The following is a 14,873-nucleotide window of genomic DNA, read 5'->3' as shown; positions in this document are numbered from 1 at the left end:
ATCCATGCAAGTACCACCAAGAAGCACCCCGTCCACGGCGTACGACCGCGTTTGACCGGGCACGATGGTGAGTATCACTTCGGTGCCGCCCAAGACCCTGGTGGCATCCGCCGCGCGTCCCCCCAGCCGCGCCCTCGCGTTTGCCGTCATTCCTGGAGAGAACACTGAGGTGGGCCATGGGCACCCATCACGTCACCTTCGGCCTGCGCCACCGGACGATGGGAGACACGCTGTTACTCCTGCCCCGCGGCGAGCTGGACGCCTGGGCCGACCAGGAACTGTTCCCGCGGATCGCCGACCTCCTCGACCGTCCCGGTGACCCGGCCCTGTCCGGTGTCGTCGTGGACCTCGGCGCGGTGACCTTCCTGGACGCCGGCGGTCTGCGCCTGCTGGTCCGCCTCAGGAACCGGACGTGCCTGAGCGGCACCGAACTGCGGCTCGCCCGCACCCCCGCCAAGGTCCGTCGAGTACTGCGTCTCTCCCGGCTCGAACGCACATTCACGTTCCTCGACGAACCCAGATCACCGTGCGACAAGGCCTCCGGGCGCGGTGTGCCCGCCTGACCGGACAGCGCCTTGCCCGGGCTCCTTCGCCGTACGAGAGTGGGAACGCGCTCCCGCGCCGGGTCCACCCGGTCCGGGGGCGCCGGCCCAGGACCCCGGCAGGCACCCCCACATCGGACGCGGTCCGAGTGCGCCCACGCGGGCGTGCGCGGGCGCCGGCGGAGGGCCGAAGCGTGGACGAACGTCAAGGGAGCGGGCCGGAGCACCGGGCCGGGCCGACCGAGCGGGCCCACCGGACCCGGCCGGCCGAACAGGACCACCGGACCCGGCTGACCGAGCAGGAGTGCCGGGAGGTCCTGGCCCGCACACCGGCCGCCCGGCTGGCCGTCACCCGACGTGGTCTGCCCCGTATCGAACTGGTCGGGCTGGTCCACTTCGACGGCGAACCGGTGGCGCTCCTGCCCGAGGACAGTCCCGTCGCCCGTGCGCTGTCCGAGGTGATCTCCCCGCGCAGGCTCGTCGCGCTGCAGACCGACGACCTGACCGACTCCCGGCGCGAGGTGCACAGCGTCACCGCCGTCGCGCGGCCCCGCTGGATCGTCGGCTTCGACGACGTGCGCGAGTGCCGGCGCATAGCCGAGGCCCGGGGGCTGGACGTCAGGTCCGACACCTGGTTCCTGGCCATGACCCACCCCGTGCTTGCGGGACGGCGGGTCTCTCTGCGCAGTGTGGGCCAGGTGCCGCAGGACCACGCCCGGAGGTGAGTCCGACCTGGTCCTGTCTTAAGTGCGGTCCAGGAAATCTGTAAACTGGCTTGCAGGTTTGTGCCAGGCCGGATGTCTGACAGGCCGCAACGGGGGGATGGTCGTGCCGACGCTGCCGATCGACGACGAGAACGCGGCGCTCTACACCATCGGCCAGGTCGCCGACATGCTCGGCGTGCAACTCGCCTTCCTGCGCCGGCTGGACGAGCGGAGCGTGATCGTTCCCGTGCGGTCGGCCGGCGGCCAGCGGCGCTACACCCGCAGGGAGATCGGCCTGGTGACCGAGGCGCTCGCGCTGATAGAGGAGGGCGTCACCCTGGCCGGCGTACGGCATGTCCTGACGCTCCGGCACCGGGTCGCCCAACTGGAGTCCGATCTGGCCGAGTTGCGGCAGGAGCGGCGCCTCGACAGCGGCCGCGTCGGGAGGGGCTGACAGGCGTCGCCCGTCAGGGTGCGGCGCCCTGGGGGTCGCCGGCCGCCGACAGCATCGGCGCGCTGTGCCGCTCCGGCCGGTGGCCGCCGGCGTCGGGGACCGGGCTGCGGGGCGAGCCGGGCATGCCGGGCAGCGGCACCGGGCGGCGAGCCGCGAGACGGCCCGCCCGGCGACGGCCGCAGTGGCCGCAGCAGGGCGCGCCCTCCAGGGTGTAGGGCGACGGAACACTGCGGTTGTCGCAGGAGAAGTACTCCCACTCGTGACCGCGGCCGTCCATGAAACGCTGCACGTCGTAGTCGACGGTCCAGCGGTCCTGGCACTGGCCGCAGGTGAACTCGACCCGCTCCACAGCCAGTTCGGTGATCATGCCGTCACCCCTCCCGCGTCATCGTTCTCTATACTCTGCGGACCACGGGATTGACAACGATCAGCTCAACTTCTTTTCCCTCCCATGGGGAGGTTCTCTGTACGCGCGGGGTACGGAAAACGACCGCACCCGGACCGCGACGGACGCCGGGTTCGGCGGCCTGCGGACCGGGTGCGGTCGGGAAGGCGCTGCGGTCAGGATCAACCACAGGTCGGAAAGCGTGACGCGAGGTCAGGCCTTCTTGGTCTCCCAGAAGATCTTGTCGATCTGGGCGATGTAGTCGAGAGCCTTCTGGCCCGTCGCCGGGTCGGTCGAGGCCTTCGCGGCCGAAAGGGCCTTGAGGGCGTCGTTGACCAGCTGGTGCAGCTCCGGGTACTTCTCGAAGTGCGGGGGCTTGAAGTAGTCGCTCCACAGCACCGAGACGTGATGCTTGGCGAGCTCGGCGCGCTGCTCCTTGATGACGGTGGCGCGGGCCTGGAAGTGCGGGTCGTCGTTGGCGGCCATCTTGTCCTGGACGGCCTTCACCGACTCCGCCTCGATGCGGGCCTGGGCGGGGTCGTACACACCACAGGGCAGGTCGCAGTGTGCGCTGACCTTGACCTTGGGGGCAAACAGGCGGGAAAGCATTGAGCTGTCCTTCCTCGTGATCGTCTTCTCAGGTGGGACATTACTCCGTGAGGGACGGGTTTTCGCGAGTGCCCCCATGGGCTTAGGACAAAAGTCCAGGGTCAGACTGGGACTCGTGGAGGATAGGACCGGGGAGGTGCCGGGATGCCGGAGCTGTCGCAGGAGACCGAGCGCGGGAGGGGCGTCCTGCCGTTCGGGGCCGCCGAGGTGACGGGGCCGTCCATGACGCCCACGCTGCTGCACGGGGATCAGCTCCTCGTGCAGTACGGGGCCAGGGTCAAACCCGGTGACGTCGTCGTCCTGCGCCATCCGTTCCAGCAGGACCTGCTGGTCGTCAAGCGCGCGGCCGAGCGGCGCGAGGGCGGCTGGTGGGTGCTCGGCGACAACGCGTTCGCCGGCGGGGACAGCAGGGACTACGGAACCGTGCCCGAGGATCTCGTCCTAGGGAAGGTGCGGTTCCGCTACCGGCCGCCGGAGAAGGGCCGGCGCTCGCCGCTCGCGGTCGTGCGCTGGGCCTGGTCGGCCGCCCGGCCGGTGCTCTCCGGCCGGTCCTCCGCCTCCAGGCGCTTGCGGGCGCGGTAGGCGGCGACGTTCGCCCGGGTCGCGCAGCGGTCCGAGCAGTAGCGCCGGGAGCGGTTCGTCGAGGTGTCGAGGTAGGCGTTGCGGCACGGCGGTGCCTCGCACAGGCCCAGGCGGTCCACGCCGTACTCGGTGAGGTGGAAGGCCAGGCCCATCGCGGCGATCGCGGCGTAACCGGCGGTCGCGTTCGACGGGTGGTCCGCGAGGTGCATGTGCCACAGCGGGCGGCCGTCGTCGTCCCGGAAGTCGTGGCCCGAGATCTGCGGGCTGACCGGGAACTCCAGCAGCAGCGAGTTCAGCAGGTCCACGGCGAGCGTCTCGTCACCGCCGTCGGCCGCCTCGAAGACCGCCCGGAGCCGGGCCCGTACACCGCGGAAGCGGGTCACGTCCGAGTCGTTGGCGCGGCGGGCCGCCGACGAGTTGCCCCCGAAGAGGTCACGGACGGCCTCGACCGACGTGAGCGTGTCCTTGCCCCGGGCCGGTTCCTCGCTGTTGACGAGACGGACGGCGTAATCCGAGTAATAGGCCAGTTCCACTTGTAGTCCTTACGAGGGCGCTCTATGGTCGTGGTGCGGGCACGTAATGGCTGATGGTGCTTCCAGGGTATTACATCCTGGGGTCGAAAGGGGTTTTCATGACGACCACCCTCGGGTCCGACTGGCAGGCCTGGCAGGAGAGCTGGGACCGGCAGCAGGAGTGGTACCTCCCGGACCGCGAGGAGCGCTTCCGGGTCATGCTCGACATGGTCGAGGCACTGGTGGGCCCCGAGCCACGGGTCCTGGACCTCGCGTGCGGTACGGGAAGTATCACGGCCAGGCTCCTCGAAAGGTTCCCGAAGGCGGTCAGTACCGGAGTCGATCTCGACCCCGCGCTCCTGACCATCGCCGAGGGCACGTTCGCGGGCGACGACCGGGTCGCGTTCGTCACGGCGGACCTCAAGGACCCCGAGTGGGCCTCACTGCTGCCGTACGACTCGTACGACGCGGTCCTTACCGCGACCGCGCTGCACTGGCTGCACAGTGAGCCGCTGGCGGTGCTGTACGGGCAGGTCGCCGGGGTCGTCCGGGAGGGCGGCGTGTTCATGAACGCGGACCACATGGTCGATGAGACGACTCCGCTGATCAACGCGGCGGACCGGGCGCAGCGGCATGCGCGGATGGAGACGGCCAAGGCCGCCGGTGTTCTCGACTGGGCGTCGTGGTGGGCGCTGGCCGCGGCCGATCCCGTGCTCGCCGAGCCGACGGCTCGGCGGTTCGAGATCTACGGGGAGCATGCGGACGGGGATACTCCGTCCGCCTCTTGGCATGCGGGGGCCCTGCGGGCGGCGGGGTTCGCGGAGGCGCGGGAGGTGTGGCGGTCGCCGTCCGACGCGCTGGTCCTGGCCGTCCGGTAGCCGACTTTCCCTCGCCCCCGCCGCCCTTTCCCTTTCCCGTCCACGCATGGGGGCTGCGCCCCCTCGCCCCCTTTTGTCCTCAAACGCCGGACGGGCTGAAAAGCAGCGGACGGGCTGAGGTACCTAGGGGTGCGGGGAACTGCGCAATCTTTTGGGCCCGCCCCCACCGGCCCGCAGCCGACGAACGCGTTGGGGGCGGTACGGGAAACCCGTACCGCCCCCAACGCGTATCCGCCCGACCGCCGGACGGCTAAAGCACCTTTGACAGGAACGACTGGGTCCGTTCGTGCTGCGGGTTCGTCAGGACCTCCCGCGGGTGGCCGGACTCGACCACCACGCCCTCGTCCATGAAGACCAGCGAATCGCCGACCTCCCGGGCGAAGCCCATCTCATGGGTGACGACGATCATCGTCATACCGGACTCCGCGAGGTCGCGCATGACGTCGAGGACGTCACCGACCAGCTCCGGGTCCAGGGCCGACGTCGGCTCGTCGAACAGCATCAGCTTCGGCTCCATCGCGAGCGCCCGCGCGATCGCGACCCGCTGCTGCTGCCCGCCGGAGAGCTGCGAGGGGTAGTTGCCCGCCTTGTCGGCGAGCCCCACCCGCTCCAGGAGCTGACCCGCGCGCTCCCGCGCCTGCGCCTTGCTCACGCCCCTGACCTGCACCGGCGCCTCCATGACGTTCTCCAGCGCCGTCATGTGCGGGAACAGGTTGAAGCGCTGGAACACCATGCCGATGTCCCGCCGCTTCAGCGCGACCTCGCTGTCCTTGAGCTCGTACAGCTTGTCGCCCTTCTGGCGGTAGCCGACCAGCTCCCCGTCGACGTACAGCCGCCCGGAGTTGACCTTCTCCAGATGGTTGATGCACCGCAGGAACGTCGACTTGCCGGAGCCGGACGGGCCGATCAGGCAGAAGACCTCGCTGGGCCTCACTTCGAGGTCGATGCCCTTGAGGACCTCGACCGGGCCGAAGGACTTGTGGACGCCCTCGGCCTTCACCATCGCCGTGCCGGAGCCCGCCCCGGTCGCGTCCTTGGTCACGTTCGCGTCGGCGCTCATGCCGTGGCACCTCCGCCCGAGCGGTTCGACAGGGACAGCATGTTCGCCTTGATCTTCTGGAACGGGGTGGCCGGCAGCGCACGGCTCGAACCGCGGGCGTAGTACCGCTCGATGTAGTACTGCCCGACGCTGAGCACCGAAGTCATGATCAGGTACCAGGCGGCGGCCAGGAACAGCATCTCGACCGTGGCGCCGGAGGTGGTGCCGATGTCCTGGGAGAACCGTAGGAGTTCGGGGTACTGCACCGCCGCGACCAGCGAGGTCGTCTTCAGCATGTTGATGACCTCGTTGCCCGTGGGGGGCACGATCACGCGCATCGCCTGCGGGATCACGATCCGCCGCAGGGTCTTGCCGTGGCTCATGCCCAGGGCGTGCGAGGCCTCGGACTGGCCCTCGTCGACCGAGAGCAGACCCGCGCGGCAGATCTCCGCCATGTACGCGGCCTCGTTCAGACCCAGCCCGAGCAGCGCCGTGAGGAACGGCGTCATGAAGTCGGACCACTGGTCCTTGTAGATCGGCCCGAGGTTGACGTACTCGAAGACGAAACCGAGGTTGAACCAGACGAACAGCTGGACCAGGACCGGAGTGCCGCGGAAGAACCAGATGTAGAACCAGGCGATCGACGAGGTCACCGGGTTCTTCGAGAGGCGCATCACGGCCAGCACCACGCCGCCGACGATGCCGATGAGCATCGACAGGAACGTCAGCACCAGGGTTTCGCGGACACCCTTGAGGATGCGGTCGTTGAAGAAGTAGTCGGGGATGGCACCCCAGTTGATGTCGCCGTTGGCGAAGGCCCAGACGAGCAGGCCGAAGATGCCGAGGGCGACGACGGCGGCGACGTACCGGCCCCAGTGCCGGACCGGGACGGCTCTGATCGCCTCCGGTCCGGCCGGTGGAGTGTCCGCCGACGAGTCTGTCTTCTTGAAGTCAGTCACGGGTGATGCCTTTCAGCGACGTGTCGAGGAGCGAGACACGGTCACTTTCCGCCGTTGATCGCGGCCGCTTCGACAGCGCCCGCCTCGACGCCCCACTTCTCGATGATCTTCTTGTACTCGCCGTTCGCGATGATCGCGTCCAGCGCGGCCTTGACGGCGTCGCGCACCTCGGTGTTGGACTTGGCGACCGCGATGCCGTACGGGGCGGCCTCGACCTGCTCACCGACGAGCTGGAAGTCCTTGCCGCCGCCAGAGGTCTTCACCGCGTACGCCGCGACCGGGAAGTCGGACGAGCCGGCGTCCGCGCCGCCGGAACGCAACCGGGTCTGGGCCTGCTGGTCGTTGTCGAAGGCCTCGATGGAGATGGCCTTGCCCTTGGCACACTTCTTGGCCTCGGACTTGGCCAGGTCGTGCGAGACGGTGCCGCGCTGGACGACCAGCTTCTTGCCGCACAGGTCGGACCAGGTCTTGATGCCCTGGTCCGCGCCCTTCTTGGTGTAGATCGAGACACCCGCGGTGAAGTAGTCGACGAAGTCGACGCCCTCGCCGACCTTCTTGCCGGTGTCGGCGTCGACGCCGTCCTGGCGGTTCTTCGTGTCCGTCATCGCGGACATCGCGATGTCGTACCGCTTGGAACGCAGGCCGCCGAGCAGCGTGTCGAACGTGCCGTTCTCGAACTCGAACTTCACGCCGAGCTGCTTGCCCATGGCGTCGGCGAGATCGGGGTCGATGCCCACCGTCTTGCCGGAGTCGTCCTTGAACTCGACCGGCGCGTACGCGATGTCCGAGCCGACCTTGATGACGCCCTTGTCGCGGACGGCCTGGGGCAGCTTGTCGGCCAGCGGGGCCGCGCTGGAGTCGGCGGTGTCGGAGCTGCCGCTGTCCTTGTCCTTGGTCTGGTCACCGCAGCCGGTGAGCAGCAGGGCGCCTGCGACCGCGATCGCACCGACCGCGGCTATCCGGGACTGCGCGGCGGTCGTACGACGGGTGGAGCGTGCGGTCATGGTGGGTTCCTCCGGCGGGTGGGTGGAGTTGCCGATGGGTCGGCAGTAGCCGATGGGTCGACGAGAACACACACCTTCGGGTGTCGCGACCTCGTGTGATTAGGGCATCTTGCCATTCGGACTCGCTCCTTCAGGGTGCCCGCCATGTCAAAATCGGATAACGGGTGACCCCCTAACCGGACCATGGCGGTCCGGCTCGACCGGATCTTGTGCGGAAAACCTCCGCGAGGGCCGGAGGATCTTCTGCGGATCCCGCGATACGGGCAGCCGCTTCTGCGTATTTGCGACACCTCGGCGCCTATCGGCGGATTGTTCGCGAAGTGGGCTTGTTCGATGTATTCGGTCATGAGTCATGTCACCGGTATGTGACCTTCGCGCTCCGGTATACGGGCCCGGCCTCCGCGATGCGGGGGCCCCGGCCCTCCGGTGCGCGAGCTTCGGCCGCCCGCGTGTGACCTTCGCTCCATCGACTCGTCCGCGATGCGGTCCGTCCGGTAAGAAGGTTCCTTACACCCCTCATCCGGGGCTCAGGGCGCGTGTGCGGCGCGCCCGTCGCGTATGTCCGTACTTATCAGTACTTAACAGTCATCAGCGACATGCGCGGTGCCCGCCCGCTCCTCACCCGGAGCGGCAACCCTCAACCAAGAAGACTTAAGGGGTAAAACAAAGTGGCAGCGGAGATCGTCAATCCTCGCAGCGACAGCAGTACGGATCAGGACGGCGGGGCCGAGCCCCTCGATTCCTTCGACCCGGCGTTCGCGCTGCACCGTGGCGGGAAGATGGCCGTGCAGGCCACCGTGCCCGTCCGTGACAAGGACGACCTGTCCCTCGCGTACACGCCCGGCGTCGCGAAGGTCTGCATGGCCATCGCGGAGCAGCCGGAACTCGTCCACGACTACACGTGGAAGTCGTCCGTGGTCGCCGTCGTGACGGACGGGACCGCCGTGCTCGGTCTCGGTGACATCGGGCCCGAGGCCTCGCTCCCCGTCATGGAGGGCAAGGCGATCCTGTTCAAGCAGTTCGGCGGGGTCGACGCCGTGCCGATCGCGCTGGACTGCACGGGCGTCGACGAGATCGTCGAGACCGTCGTGCGGCTCGCGCCGTCCTTCGGCGGCGTGAACCTGGAGGACATCTCGGCGCCCCGGTGCTTCGAGATCGAACGCCGGCTGCAGGAACGGCTGGACATTCCGGTCTTCCACGACGACCAGCACGGTACGGCCGTCGTCACGCTGGCCGCCCTGCGGAACGCTGCGCGGCTGACCGGGCGCTCGCTCGGGCAGCTGCGGGCCGTGATCTCGGGCGCCGGCGCGGCCGGGGTGGCCATCGCCAAGTTCCTCCTTGAGGCGGGGCTCGGGGATGTCGCCGTCGCGGACCGCAAGGGGATCGTGTCCGTCGACCGGGACGATCTGACCCCGGTCAAGCGGGACCTCGCGGTCATGACCAACAAGGCGGGTCTCTCCGGCTCCCTGGAGTCCGCGCTCGCGGGCGCCGACGTCTTCATCGGCGTCTCCGGCGGTACGGTGCCGGAGCCGGCCGTGGCCTCCATGGCCGAGGGCGCGTTCGTCTTCGCCATGGCGAACCCGAACCCCGAGGTGCACCCCGACGTCGCCCACAAGTACGCGGCGGTCGTCGCCACCGGGCGCTCGGACTACCCGAACCAGATCAACAACGTGCTGGCGTTCCCCGGAATCTTCGCGGGGGCGCTGCAGGTGCGGGCCTCCCGGATCACCGAGGGGATGAAGATCGCCGCGGCGGAGGCGCTGGCCGCGGTCGTCGGGGACGACCTTGCCGCGGACTATGTGATTCCTTCGCCGTTCGATGAGCGGGTGGCTCCGGCGGTCACCGCGGCGGTTGCCGCGGCGGCGCGGGCGGAGGGTGTGGCTCGGCGGTAGCCGCGTCTTCTTCTGGCCGCCGCCAGTCGGCTCCGGGTCCCGTCCTGATGGGCGGGGCCCGGTTGCGTTTGCCGGAAGGTTTTTCCGGGGGTTCGGCCGGGCGGCTGCCGGGGTGGTCGGGTGCGGGCCGGTGGGGGTTGCTCGCGCAGTTCCCCGCGCCCCCAAGAAGGCAAGCCGGGGCGCAGCCCCGCTTGTTCGGGGGCGCGGGGAACTGCGCGGCCAGCCACGACGGTGGGAGAGCCGAAGGCGTTTTTCAGGGGCGCGGGGAACTGCGCGAGCAGCCACGACGGCGGGAGTGTCGACGACGTTCGCAGGGGCCCGGGGAACCGCGTGGGTGTGTGGGGGCGAGGGTGCGTGGGGTCACGTCCCGTGAGGGATGTGGGTCACAGGCGGACCCCGTTCCGTCCGGCGCACCCGCCACCTAAGGTCGGCACATGTTCGCTGCCTACGCCGCCCGTATCGACCGCGACCACCCCCTGAACGGCCTTGAGCTGGGCGACCGCCCCGCTCCCGCGCCCCGCCCCGGCTGGACGACCGTGAACGTCAGGGCCGCCTCCCTGAACCATCACGACCTCTGGTCGCTGCGCGGGGTCGGCCTCGTCGAGGACAAGCTGCCGATGATCCTCGGATGCGACGCCGCGGGGATCGACGAGGACGGCAACGAAGTCGTCCTGCACTCCGTCATTGGCCAGACCGGCCACGGGGTCGGCCCGAAGGAGCCCCGCTCCATCCTCACCGAGCGCTACCAGGGAACCTTCGCCGAGCAGGTCTCGGTCCCCACCTGGAACGTCCTGCCCAAACCCGCCGAGCTCTCCTTCGAGGAGGCCGCCTGCCTGCCCACCGCCTGGCTCACGGCGTACCGCATGCTCTTCACCAACGCGGGTGTACGACCCGGTGACTCGGTTCTCGTCCAGGGAGCCGGCGGCGGTGTCGCCACGGCCGCGATCGCACTCGGCAAGGCCGCGGGGCTGCGCGTCTTCGCCACCAGCCGGGACGAGGCGAAGCGCAAGCGCGCCCTGGAACTCGGTGCCGTCGAAGCCGTGGAGTCCGGCGCCCGCCTGCCGCAGCGCGTGGACGCCGTCATCGAGACCGTCGGCGCCGCCACCTGGTCCCACTCGGTCAAGTCCCTGAAGCCGGGCGGCACCCTGGTCATCTCGGGCGCCACGAGCGGTGACCGGCCCCCGCACGCCGAACTGACCCGCATCTTCTTCCTCGAACTCAAGGTCGTCGGCTCCACGATGGGCACCAAGTACGAGCTGGAGGACCTGCTGTCCTTCTGCGCCGCCACCGGCGTACGCCCCGTCATCGACGAGGTCCTCCCGTTGGACCGCGCCCGCGAGGGTTTCGAGCGCATGGAGTCCGGCGAGCTCTTCGGCAAGGTCGTGCTGACCACCGCCTCCTGAGATCGGCTCCCGACATCTACTCCTTCCGAGTTGTCAACTGGCGTTGACATTCTCCGGCATGTCAATCTAAGTTGACACCGTGACCGAAGCAACGGATCTCGCCGAGCGCGCGGGCGACCGCGATCCGCGGATCGGGCTGCGGGCCGTCACCGCGTTGCGGCGGCTCCTGGAGCAGCTCGAAGCGGTGCAGGTGCGCAGCGCGCGCAATCAGGGCTGGTCGTGGCAGGAGATCGCCGCGGAACTGGGTGTCAGCAGGCAGGCCGTGCACAAGAAGTACGGGAGGCAGTGATGTTCGAACGGTTCACCAAGGACGCCCGCGCGGTGGTCCTCGGCGCGGTCGGCCATGCCGAACGCCTGGACGCGGAGACGGTCGAGGAACAGCACCTGCTGCTGGCACTCCTCGACCGAGAGGCCAGCCGGGCGTCGTTCGCCCTGACGTCGCTGGGACTCGGGGGGCGCAGGGAGTCCGTCCGGGCGGCTCTGGCCGAGGCACGCCGCCGCGGCGGCCTCTCCCGCGCCGACACCGACGCCCTCTCGGGGCTGGGCATCGACGTCTCGGCGATCGTCTCCCGCGTCGAGGAGGCCCATGGCGAGGGCGCCCTGGAAACCGCCCGCGGGAACGCGAAGGACGACGGCAACGACAGTGGGCGTGGCAAGGGGTGGTGGGCCGGCTTCGTCGGTCAGCGGCGCCCCTTCGCGCGAGGTGCCAAGGACGTCCTCACCGAGTCCCTGCGCGTGGCCCTCGCCCAGCAGGACCGCCACATCGGCGACGAGCACCTCCTGCTTGCCCTCGCCGCCCGCCCCGGCGTGCCCTCAGAGGTCCTGGCCGACCACGGCGTCACCTATGTGGCCCTGCGGCGCGTGCTGTACGGCGGGGGAGAGGCGAAGGCGGGCTGAGGGGAGGGCGGGCTGAGGGGAGGGTGGGTGAGGGCTGAGGGGGAGGGCGGGTGAGGGGGGTCCGCTTCCGGACCGCCTCACCGCCTTGCCCGTCGCCCATGCCCGTCGCTCAGCCCTTGGGCGTCCGCAGTACCGCGCCTATGTGCGCCGCCGCCGTCGACAGGTGCCGGCGGGCATCCCGCAGTTGTTCCTCAGTGACCCCGTGATCGCGGGCCGCGTCGCGGATGTCGTCGCGGAAGCGGTCCAGCAGGCGGTCCAGGTCCCGGGCGGGCTCGCCCGTGGAGTCCTCATGGGCCCAGGAGGGCTCGTAACCGGCGGGGAAGTCCTCCGGAGTGTCCGTGTACTCGGGGCGCTTGGGGTGATCGGGCTTCCTCGTCCCCGCCCCGGCACCCGCTCCTGTTCCCGTCCCCGGCCGGCCGAAGCCGAAGTCCTTCCCGAACTCCTTGCCGAAGTCCTTGCCAAAATCGCCGAACTCCTTGGCGAGTTCGGTGAGGCCCTCCCGGACCCCCGTCGGCCAGTCGCCCCGGGTGAAGTGGTCCTGCACCTGGTCCTGGACGCGCTTGGCGATGCGCTGGAGTTCCTCCTGCGCCTGCGCCCGGACCCGCTCCTGGGCCTCCTTGGCCTGGTGCCGGGCCCGCGTGGCCTCCTCACGGGCCCGCCGGCTCTCGTCCTTGGCGCGCCGGGCCTGCTCCTTCCACTCCTGCTTGACGCGACGCATCTCCTCCTTGGCGGCGCGCCAGGCCTCCTTGTCCCCGAGGTCCGTGAAGTCGCCGGCCGAGCCCGCGCGTTCACCGTGCGCCTTGGCACCGGCTCCCGTGGAACCCCGCCGGGCCTCGCTGGCCGCGGCCCTCATCTCGCGGCGCAGATCCCCCGCGGCGCCGCGCACGTCGGCACGGATCTCCGCGGCCAGCTCGGCGACCGACTCGCGGATCTCCAGCTCCAGGTCGGCCAGCTCGCCGCTGCGGTCGGCCAGCTCGGCACGGCCGGCGTCCGTGATCGCGTACACCTTCCGGCCGCCCTCGGTGGTGTGGGTGACCAGGCCCTCGGCCTCCAGCTTGGCCAGCCGGGGGTAGACGGTGCCCGCCGACGGCGCGTACAGCCCCTGGAAGCGCTCCTCCAGGAGGCGGATCACCTCGTAACCGTGGCGTGGTGCCTCGTCGAGCAGCTTGAGCAGGTAGAGCCGCAGGCGGCCATGGGCAAAGACGGGAGCCATGTCAGAGCCCCTTCTCGTGGGTCGGGCCGTCGGGTGATCCGTCGAGGGCGGTAGGGGCGTCGGCGTCGGAGGCGTCGGCGCTGGGGGTGGAGACGGTGGCGGGGGTGGAGGTGGTGGCTGACGCGGGCGTCTCGGAGGTGGGTCCCGTTCCGGGTGGGGCAGGAGCCGTGTCCCGTGAGTCATCCTCTCCGATGTCTGCCTTCTTCCTGAAATCCACTTCCTCGTCCCACGGTTCGTCCTCCGCCGGGGGCCTGCGCAACAGTGCGATCGAACCGGAGACCGTGGTCGCCTTCAGGCGGCCGTTCCCCGCGCCCAGCCTGCCGGTGATCTTCTTGGCGCCCCACTGGCCGTCGATCCGCAGATCCTCGAAGGCGCTGGAGACCGTGCCGCTCGCCGAGTCCACCTCGACCTCCGCGTCCGCCGGATGCGGCAGGCGGACGGCGATCTCCCCCGAGATGCTGGTCAGCCGGATGTCGCTGGACCGGCCGGCCGGGTCCAGATCGACGATCACGGAGCCGCTGATCGAGTCGACCCGCACGGAAGGGCTGGAGCCCTCGATGACGGTCAGGTCGCCGGAGACGGAGTTGAGCCGGAGGTCGCCGGTGAGGGCCTGGACCTCCACGTTCCCCGACACCGTGTCCGCGCGGACCGGGCCCGTAAGACCCACGAGTGTGGTGTCGCCCGAGATGCCCTTCACCACCGCGCGGCCGTTTATGCCGGAGACCACTGCGGTGGCGCTGATCACGCCCACCTCCACACGTGTCTGTGCGGGCACGGCCAGGGAGACCACCGCGCTGCGGCGCCAGGCCTTGCGGTCGAGCCACTTGAGGAAGCCCTTCCAGGGCAGGTCCTCGTACGCGACCGTCAAGGTGCCGTTCTCCTGCGTGACCATCAAGGGCGGGCCCTCTATCGCGGAGACTTCGAGGTGGGCGGGGCCCTCGTCGATCGCCACCACGTTCACCGTGCCGTTGGCGATGCGTACGTGGAGGGCCGTCACCGGGTCGTCGAATGTGAGCTTCCTTGGCTCTGCGACGGGCCACTCGGGCATGGGGTTGACCTCCTCGGACGGGGCGGACACAGGGACGCGCCATATCGCGTCTTCTGGTGAACACGATATATCGCGGATTCGGGAAGTCAAGGTGCTCGTTCTAGTGAACCGGGCGCTGTAATCGTGTTAAATATGGATAATTTGACCTCGCGTGGTGTGGTGGGGCGTCCCGGCATATCGCGACCGGGTGGGTTTCGCCCCCGCCGCCCCTTCCCGTTCCCGTCCACACATGGGGGCTGCGCCCCCTCGCCGCCCCGCAATCGCGCTTCGCGCTCGTCCTCAAACGCCGGACGGGCTGGCGGGGCTCCGGACAGGCTGATAGGGCGCGGGCGGGCTAGGAGGGTGCGGCCGTCCTGGGACGGTGGGGCGTTTACTCGTCCTCGTCCTCGTCGTCCAGGCGGGCCAGCCATGTTGCCAGGCGTTCTACCGGGACCTCGAAGTCCGGGTTGAGGTCCACGAATGTGCGCAGTTGCTCGGCGAGCCACTCGAAGGTGACCTCTTCCTCGCCGCGTCGCTTCTCAAGTTCCTCGATGCCGCGGTCGGTGAAGTACATGCGTGGTGCTCCGTCGTTATCGCTGAAAGGCTGTGCTTAAGGCTGTACAGCAGGATAGGGCGCCTTGCGTCGGCCCCACGGCCCCCGTGCCGTGCACCCGTTCGACGTACTTGTGCGACGACCGGCACGCCGCCGGGTGCGCAGGCACGTCGATGGCGGGGTATGTCCTACGGGACGGTGGGCCCGTACACGACCCGTG

General features: G+C 69.7%; 17 protein-coding genes and 1 pseudogene. 9 read left to right on the top strand and 9 right to left on the bottom strand.

The annotated features are described in order from the left end of the window. Positions 1–176 precede the first annotated feature (176 nt). The 3 genes from C6Y14_RS37500 to C6Y14_RS37490 all read left to right on the top strand — a co-directional run bounded on the left by C6Y14_RS37500 (position 177) and on the right by C6Y14_RS37490 (position 1,700). Positions 177–563 carry an STAS domain-containing protein gene (locus C6Y14_RS37500; RefSeq protein ID WP_107021368.1) on the top strand — a complete coding sequence of 129 codons (387 nt, stop codon included), beginning with the start codon at positions 177–179 and terminating at the stop codon, positions 561–563. A gap of 173 nt (positions 564–736) precedes the next feature. Next, the gene (locus C6Y14_RS37495; protein ID WP_107021367.1) at positions 737–1,267 is read left to right on the top strand and encodes a hypothetical protein; all 531 of its coding nucleotides are present in this window, start codon (positions 737–739) and stop codon (positions 1,265–1,267) included. Positions 1,268–1,370: 103 nt separating this feature from the next. After that, entirely contained in the window at positions 1,371–1,700 is a 330-nt protein-coding gene (locus tag C6Y14_RS37490; protein WP_199854999.1) for a MerR family transcriptional regulator, read from the top strand. Positions 1,701–1,713: 13 nt separating this feature from the next. Here C6Y14_RS37490 and C6Y14_RS37485 read toward each other — a convergent pair whose 3' ends face one another. Beyond that, the gene (locus C6Y14_RS37485) at positions 1,714–2,067 is read right to left on the bottom strand and encodes a hypothetical protein (protein WP_107021365.1); all 354 of its coding nucleotides are present in this window, start codon (positions 2,065–2,067) and stop codon (positions 1,714–1,716) included. 231 nt (positions 2,068–2,298) lie between these two features. Next, positions 2,299–2,694 carry a superoxide dismutase, Ni gene (gene sodN, locus C6Y14_RS37480; protein WP_005480378.1) on the bottom strand — a complete coding sequence of 132 codons (396 nt, stop codon included), beginning with the start codon at positions 2,692–2,694 and terminating at the stop codon, positions 2,299–2,301. Between the two features lie 144 nt (positions 2,695–2,838). Here sodN and sodX point away from each other — a divergent pair. Then, a pseudogene (gene sodX / locus C6Y14_RS45615) lies at positions 2,839–3,090 on the top strand (nickel-type superoxide dismutase maturation protease); the annotation flags it as partial. A gap of 65 nt (positions 3,091–3,155) precedes the next feature. On the opposite strand, the gene C6Y14_RS37470 reads toward sodX, so the two are convergent. Further along, a complete protein-coding gene (locus tag C6Y14_RS37470) occupies positions 3,156–3,809 on the bottom strand; it encodes a CGNR zinc finger domain-containing protein (RefSeq protein ID WP_107021363.1) in 654 nt (217 codons plus the stop codon). A gap of 98 nt (positions 3,810–3,907) precedes the next feature. On the opposite strand from C6Y14_RS37470, the gene C6Y14_RS37465 reads away from it, so the two are divergent. Next, the gene (locus C6Y14_RS37465; protein WP_107021362.1) at positions 3,908–4,666 is read left to right on the top strand and encodes a class I SAM-dependent methyltransferase; all 759 of its coding nucleotides are present in this window, start codon (positions 3,908–3,910) and stop codon (positions 4,664–4,666) included. A gap of 250 nt (positions 4,667–4,916) precedes the next feature. Here the strand turns inward: C6Y14_RS37465 and C6Y14_RS37460 are convergent, their stop codons facing one another. From C6Y14_RS37460 to C6Y14_RS37450, 3 genes are read right to left on the bottom strand one after another with little or no spacing between them, the layout of a single operon-like run. Next, entirely contained in the window at positions 4,917–5,669 is a 753-nt protein-coding gene (locus tag C6Y14_RS37460; RefSeq protein WP_199855003.1) for an amino acid ABC transporter ATP-binding protein, read from the bottom strand. A 53-nt stretch (positions 5,670–5,722) separates the two neighbouring features. Continuing rightward, the gene (locus C6Y14_RS37455; protein WP_107021360.1) at positions 5,723–6,664 is read right to left on the bottom strand and encodes an amino acid ABC transporter permease; all 942 of its coding nucleotides are present in this window, start codon (positions 6,662–6,664) and stop codon (positions 5,723–5,725) included. A 41-nt stretch (positions 6,665–6,705) separates the two neighbouring features. Next, on the bottom strand, positions 6,706–7,668 hold the full coding sequence (locus tag C6Y14_RS37450) for an ABC transporter substrate-binding protein (RefSeq protein WP_107021359.1): 963 nt from the start codon (positions 7,666–7,668) through the stop codon (positions 6,706–6,708). Between the two features lie 668 nt (positions 7,669–8,336). On the opposite strand from C6Y14_RS37450, the gene C6Y14_RS37445 reads away from it, so the two are divergent. From C6Y14_RS37445 to C6Y14_RS37430, 4 genes are all read left to right on the top strand, one after another. Further along, entirely contained in the window at positions 8,337–9,560 is a 1,224-nt protein-coding gene (locus tag C6Y14_RS37445; protein WP_107021358.1) for an NAD(P)-dependent malic enzyme, read from the top strand. A 434-nt stretch (positions 9,561–9,994) separates the two neighbouring features. Beyond that, on the top strand, positions 9,995–10,963 hold the full coding sequence (locus C6Y14_RS37440; protein WP_107021357.1) for a zinc-binding dehydrogenase: 969 nt from the start codon (positions 9,995–9,997) through the stop codon (positions 10,961–10,963). A 79-nt stretch (positions 10,964–11,042) separates the two neighbouring features. Further along, the gene (locus C6Y14_RS37435) at positions 11,043–11,252 is read left to right on the top strand and encodes a helix-turn-helix domain-containing protein (RefSeq protein ID WP_107021356.1); all 210 of its coding nucleotides are present in this window, start codon (positions 11,043–11,045) and stop codon (positions 11,250–11,252) included. Then, entirely contained in the window at positions 11,252–11,860 is a 609-nt protein-coding gene (locus C6Y14_RS37430; protein ID WP_107021355.1) for a Clp protease N-terminal domain-containing protein, read from the top strand. Before C6Y14_RS37435 ends, C6Y14_RS37430 begins: the two co-directional genes overlap by 1 nt. Before the next feature lie 109 nt (positions 11,861–11,969). Here C6Y14_RS37430 and C6Y14_RS37425 read toward each other — a convergent pair whose 3' ends face one another. The 3 genes from C6Y14_RS37425 to C6Y14_RS37410 all read right to left on the bottom strand — a co-directional run bounded on the left by C6Y14_RS37425 (position 11,970) and on the right by C6Y14_RS37410 (position 14,674). Further along, the gene (locus C6Y14_RS37425; RefSeq protein WP_107021354.1) at positions 11,970–13,073 is read right to left on the bottom strand and encodes a PadR family transcriptional regulator; all 1,104 of its coding nucleotides are present in this window, start codon (positions 13,071–13,073) and stop codon (positions 11,970–11,972) included. Between the two features lies 1 nt (position 13,074). Beyond that, positions 13,075–14,121 carry a DUF4097 family beta strand repeat-containing protein gene (locus C6Y14_RS37420; protein WP_107021353.1) on the bottom strand — a complete coding sequence of 349 codons (1,047 nt, stop codon included), beginning with the start codon at positions 14,119–14,121 and terminating at the stop codon, positions 13,075–13,077. Between the two features lie 370 nt (positions 14,122–14,491). After that, positions 14,492–14,674 carry a DUF6104 family protein gene (locus tag C6Y14_RS37410; protein WP_003961784.1) on the bottom strand — a complete coding sequence of 61 codons (183 nt, stop codon included), beginning with the start codon at positions 14,672–14,674 and terminating at the stop codon, positions 14,492–14,494. Positions 14,675–14,873: the final 199 nt, after the last annotated feature.

It is taken from the genome of Streptomyces dioscori (genome assembly GCF_003024195.1).
Taxonomy (GTDB): domain Bacteria; phylum Actinomycetota; class Actinomycetes; order Streptomycetales; family Streptomycetaceae; genus Streptomyces; species Streptomyces dioscori.
Note: the sequence above shows the minus strand (reverse complement) of the source record. Positions and strands in the feature narration are given on the sequence as shown.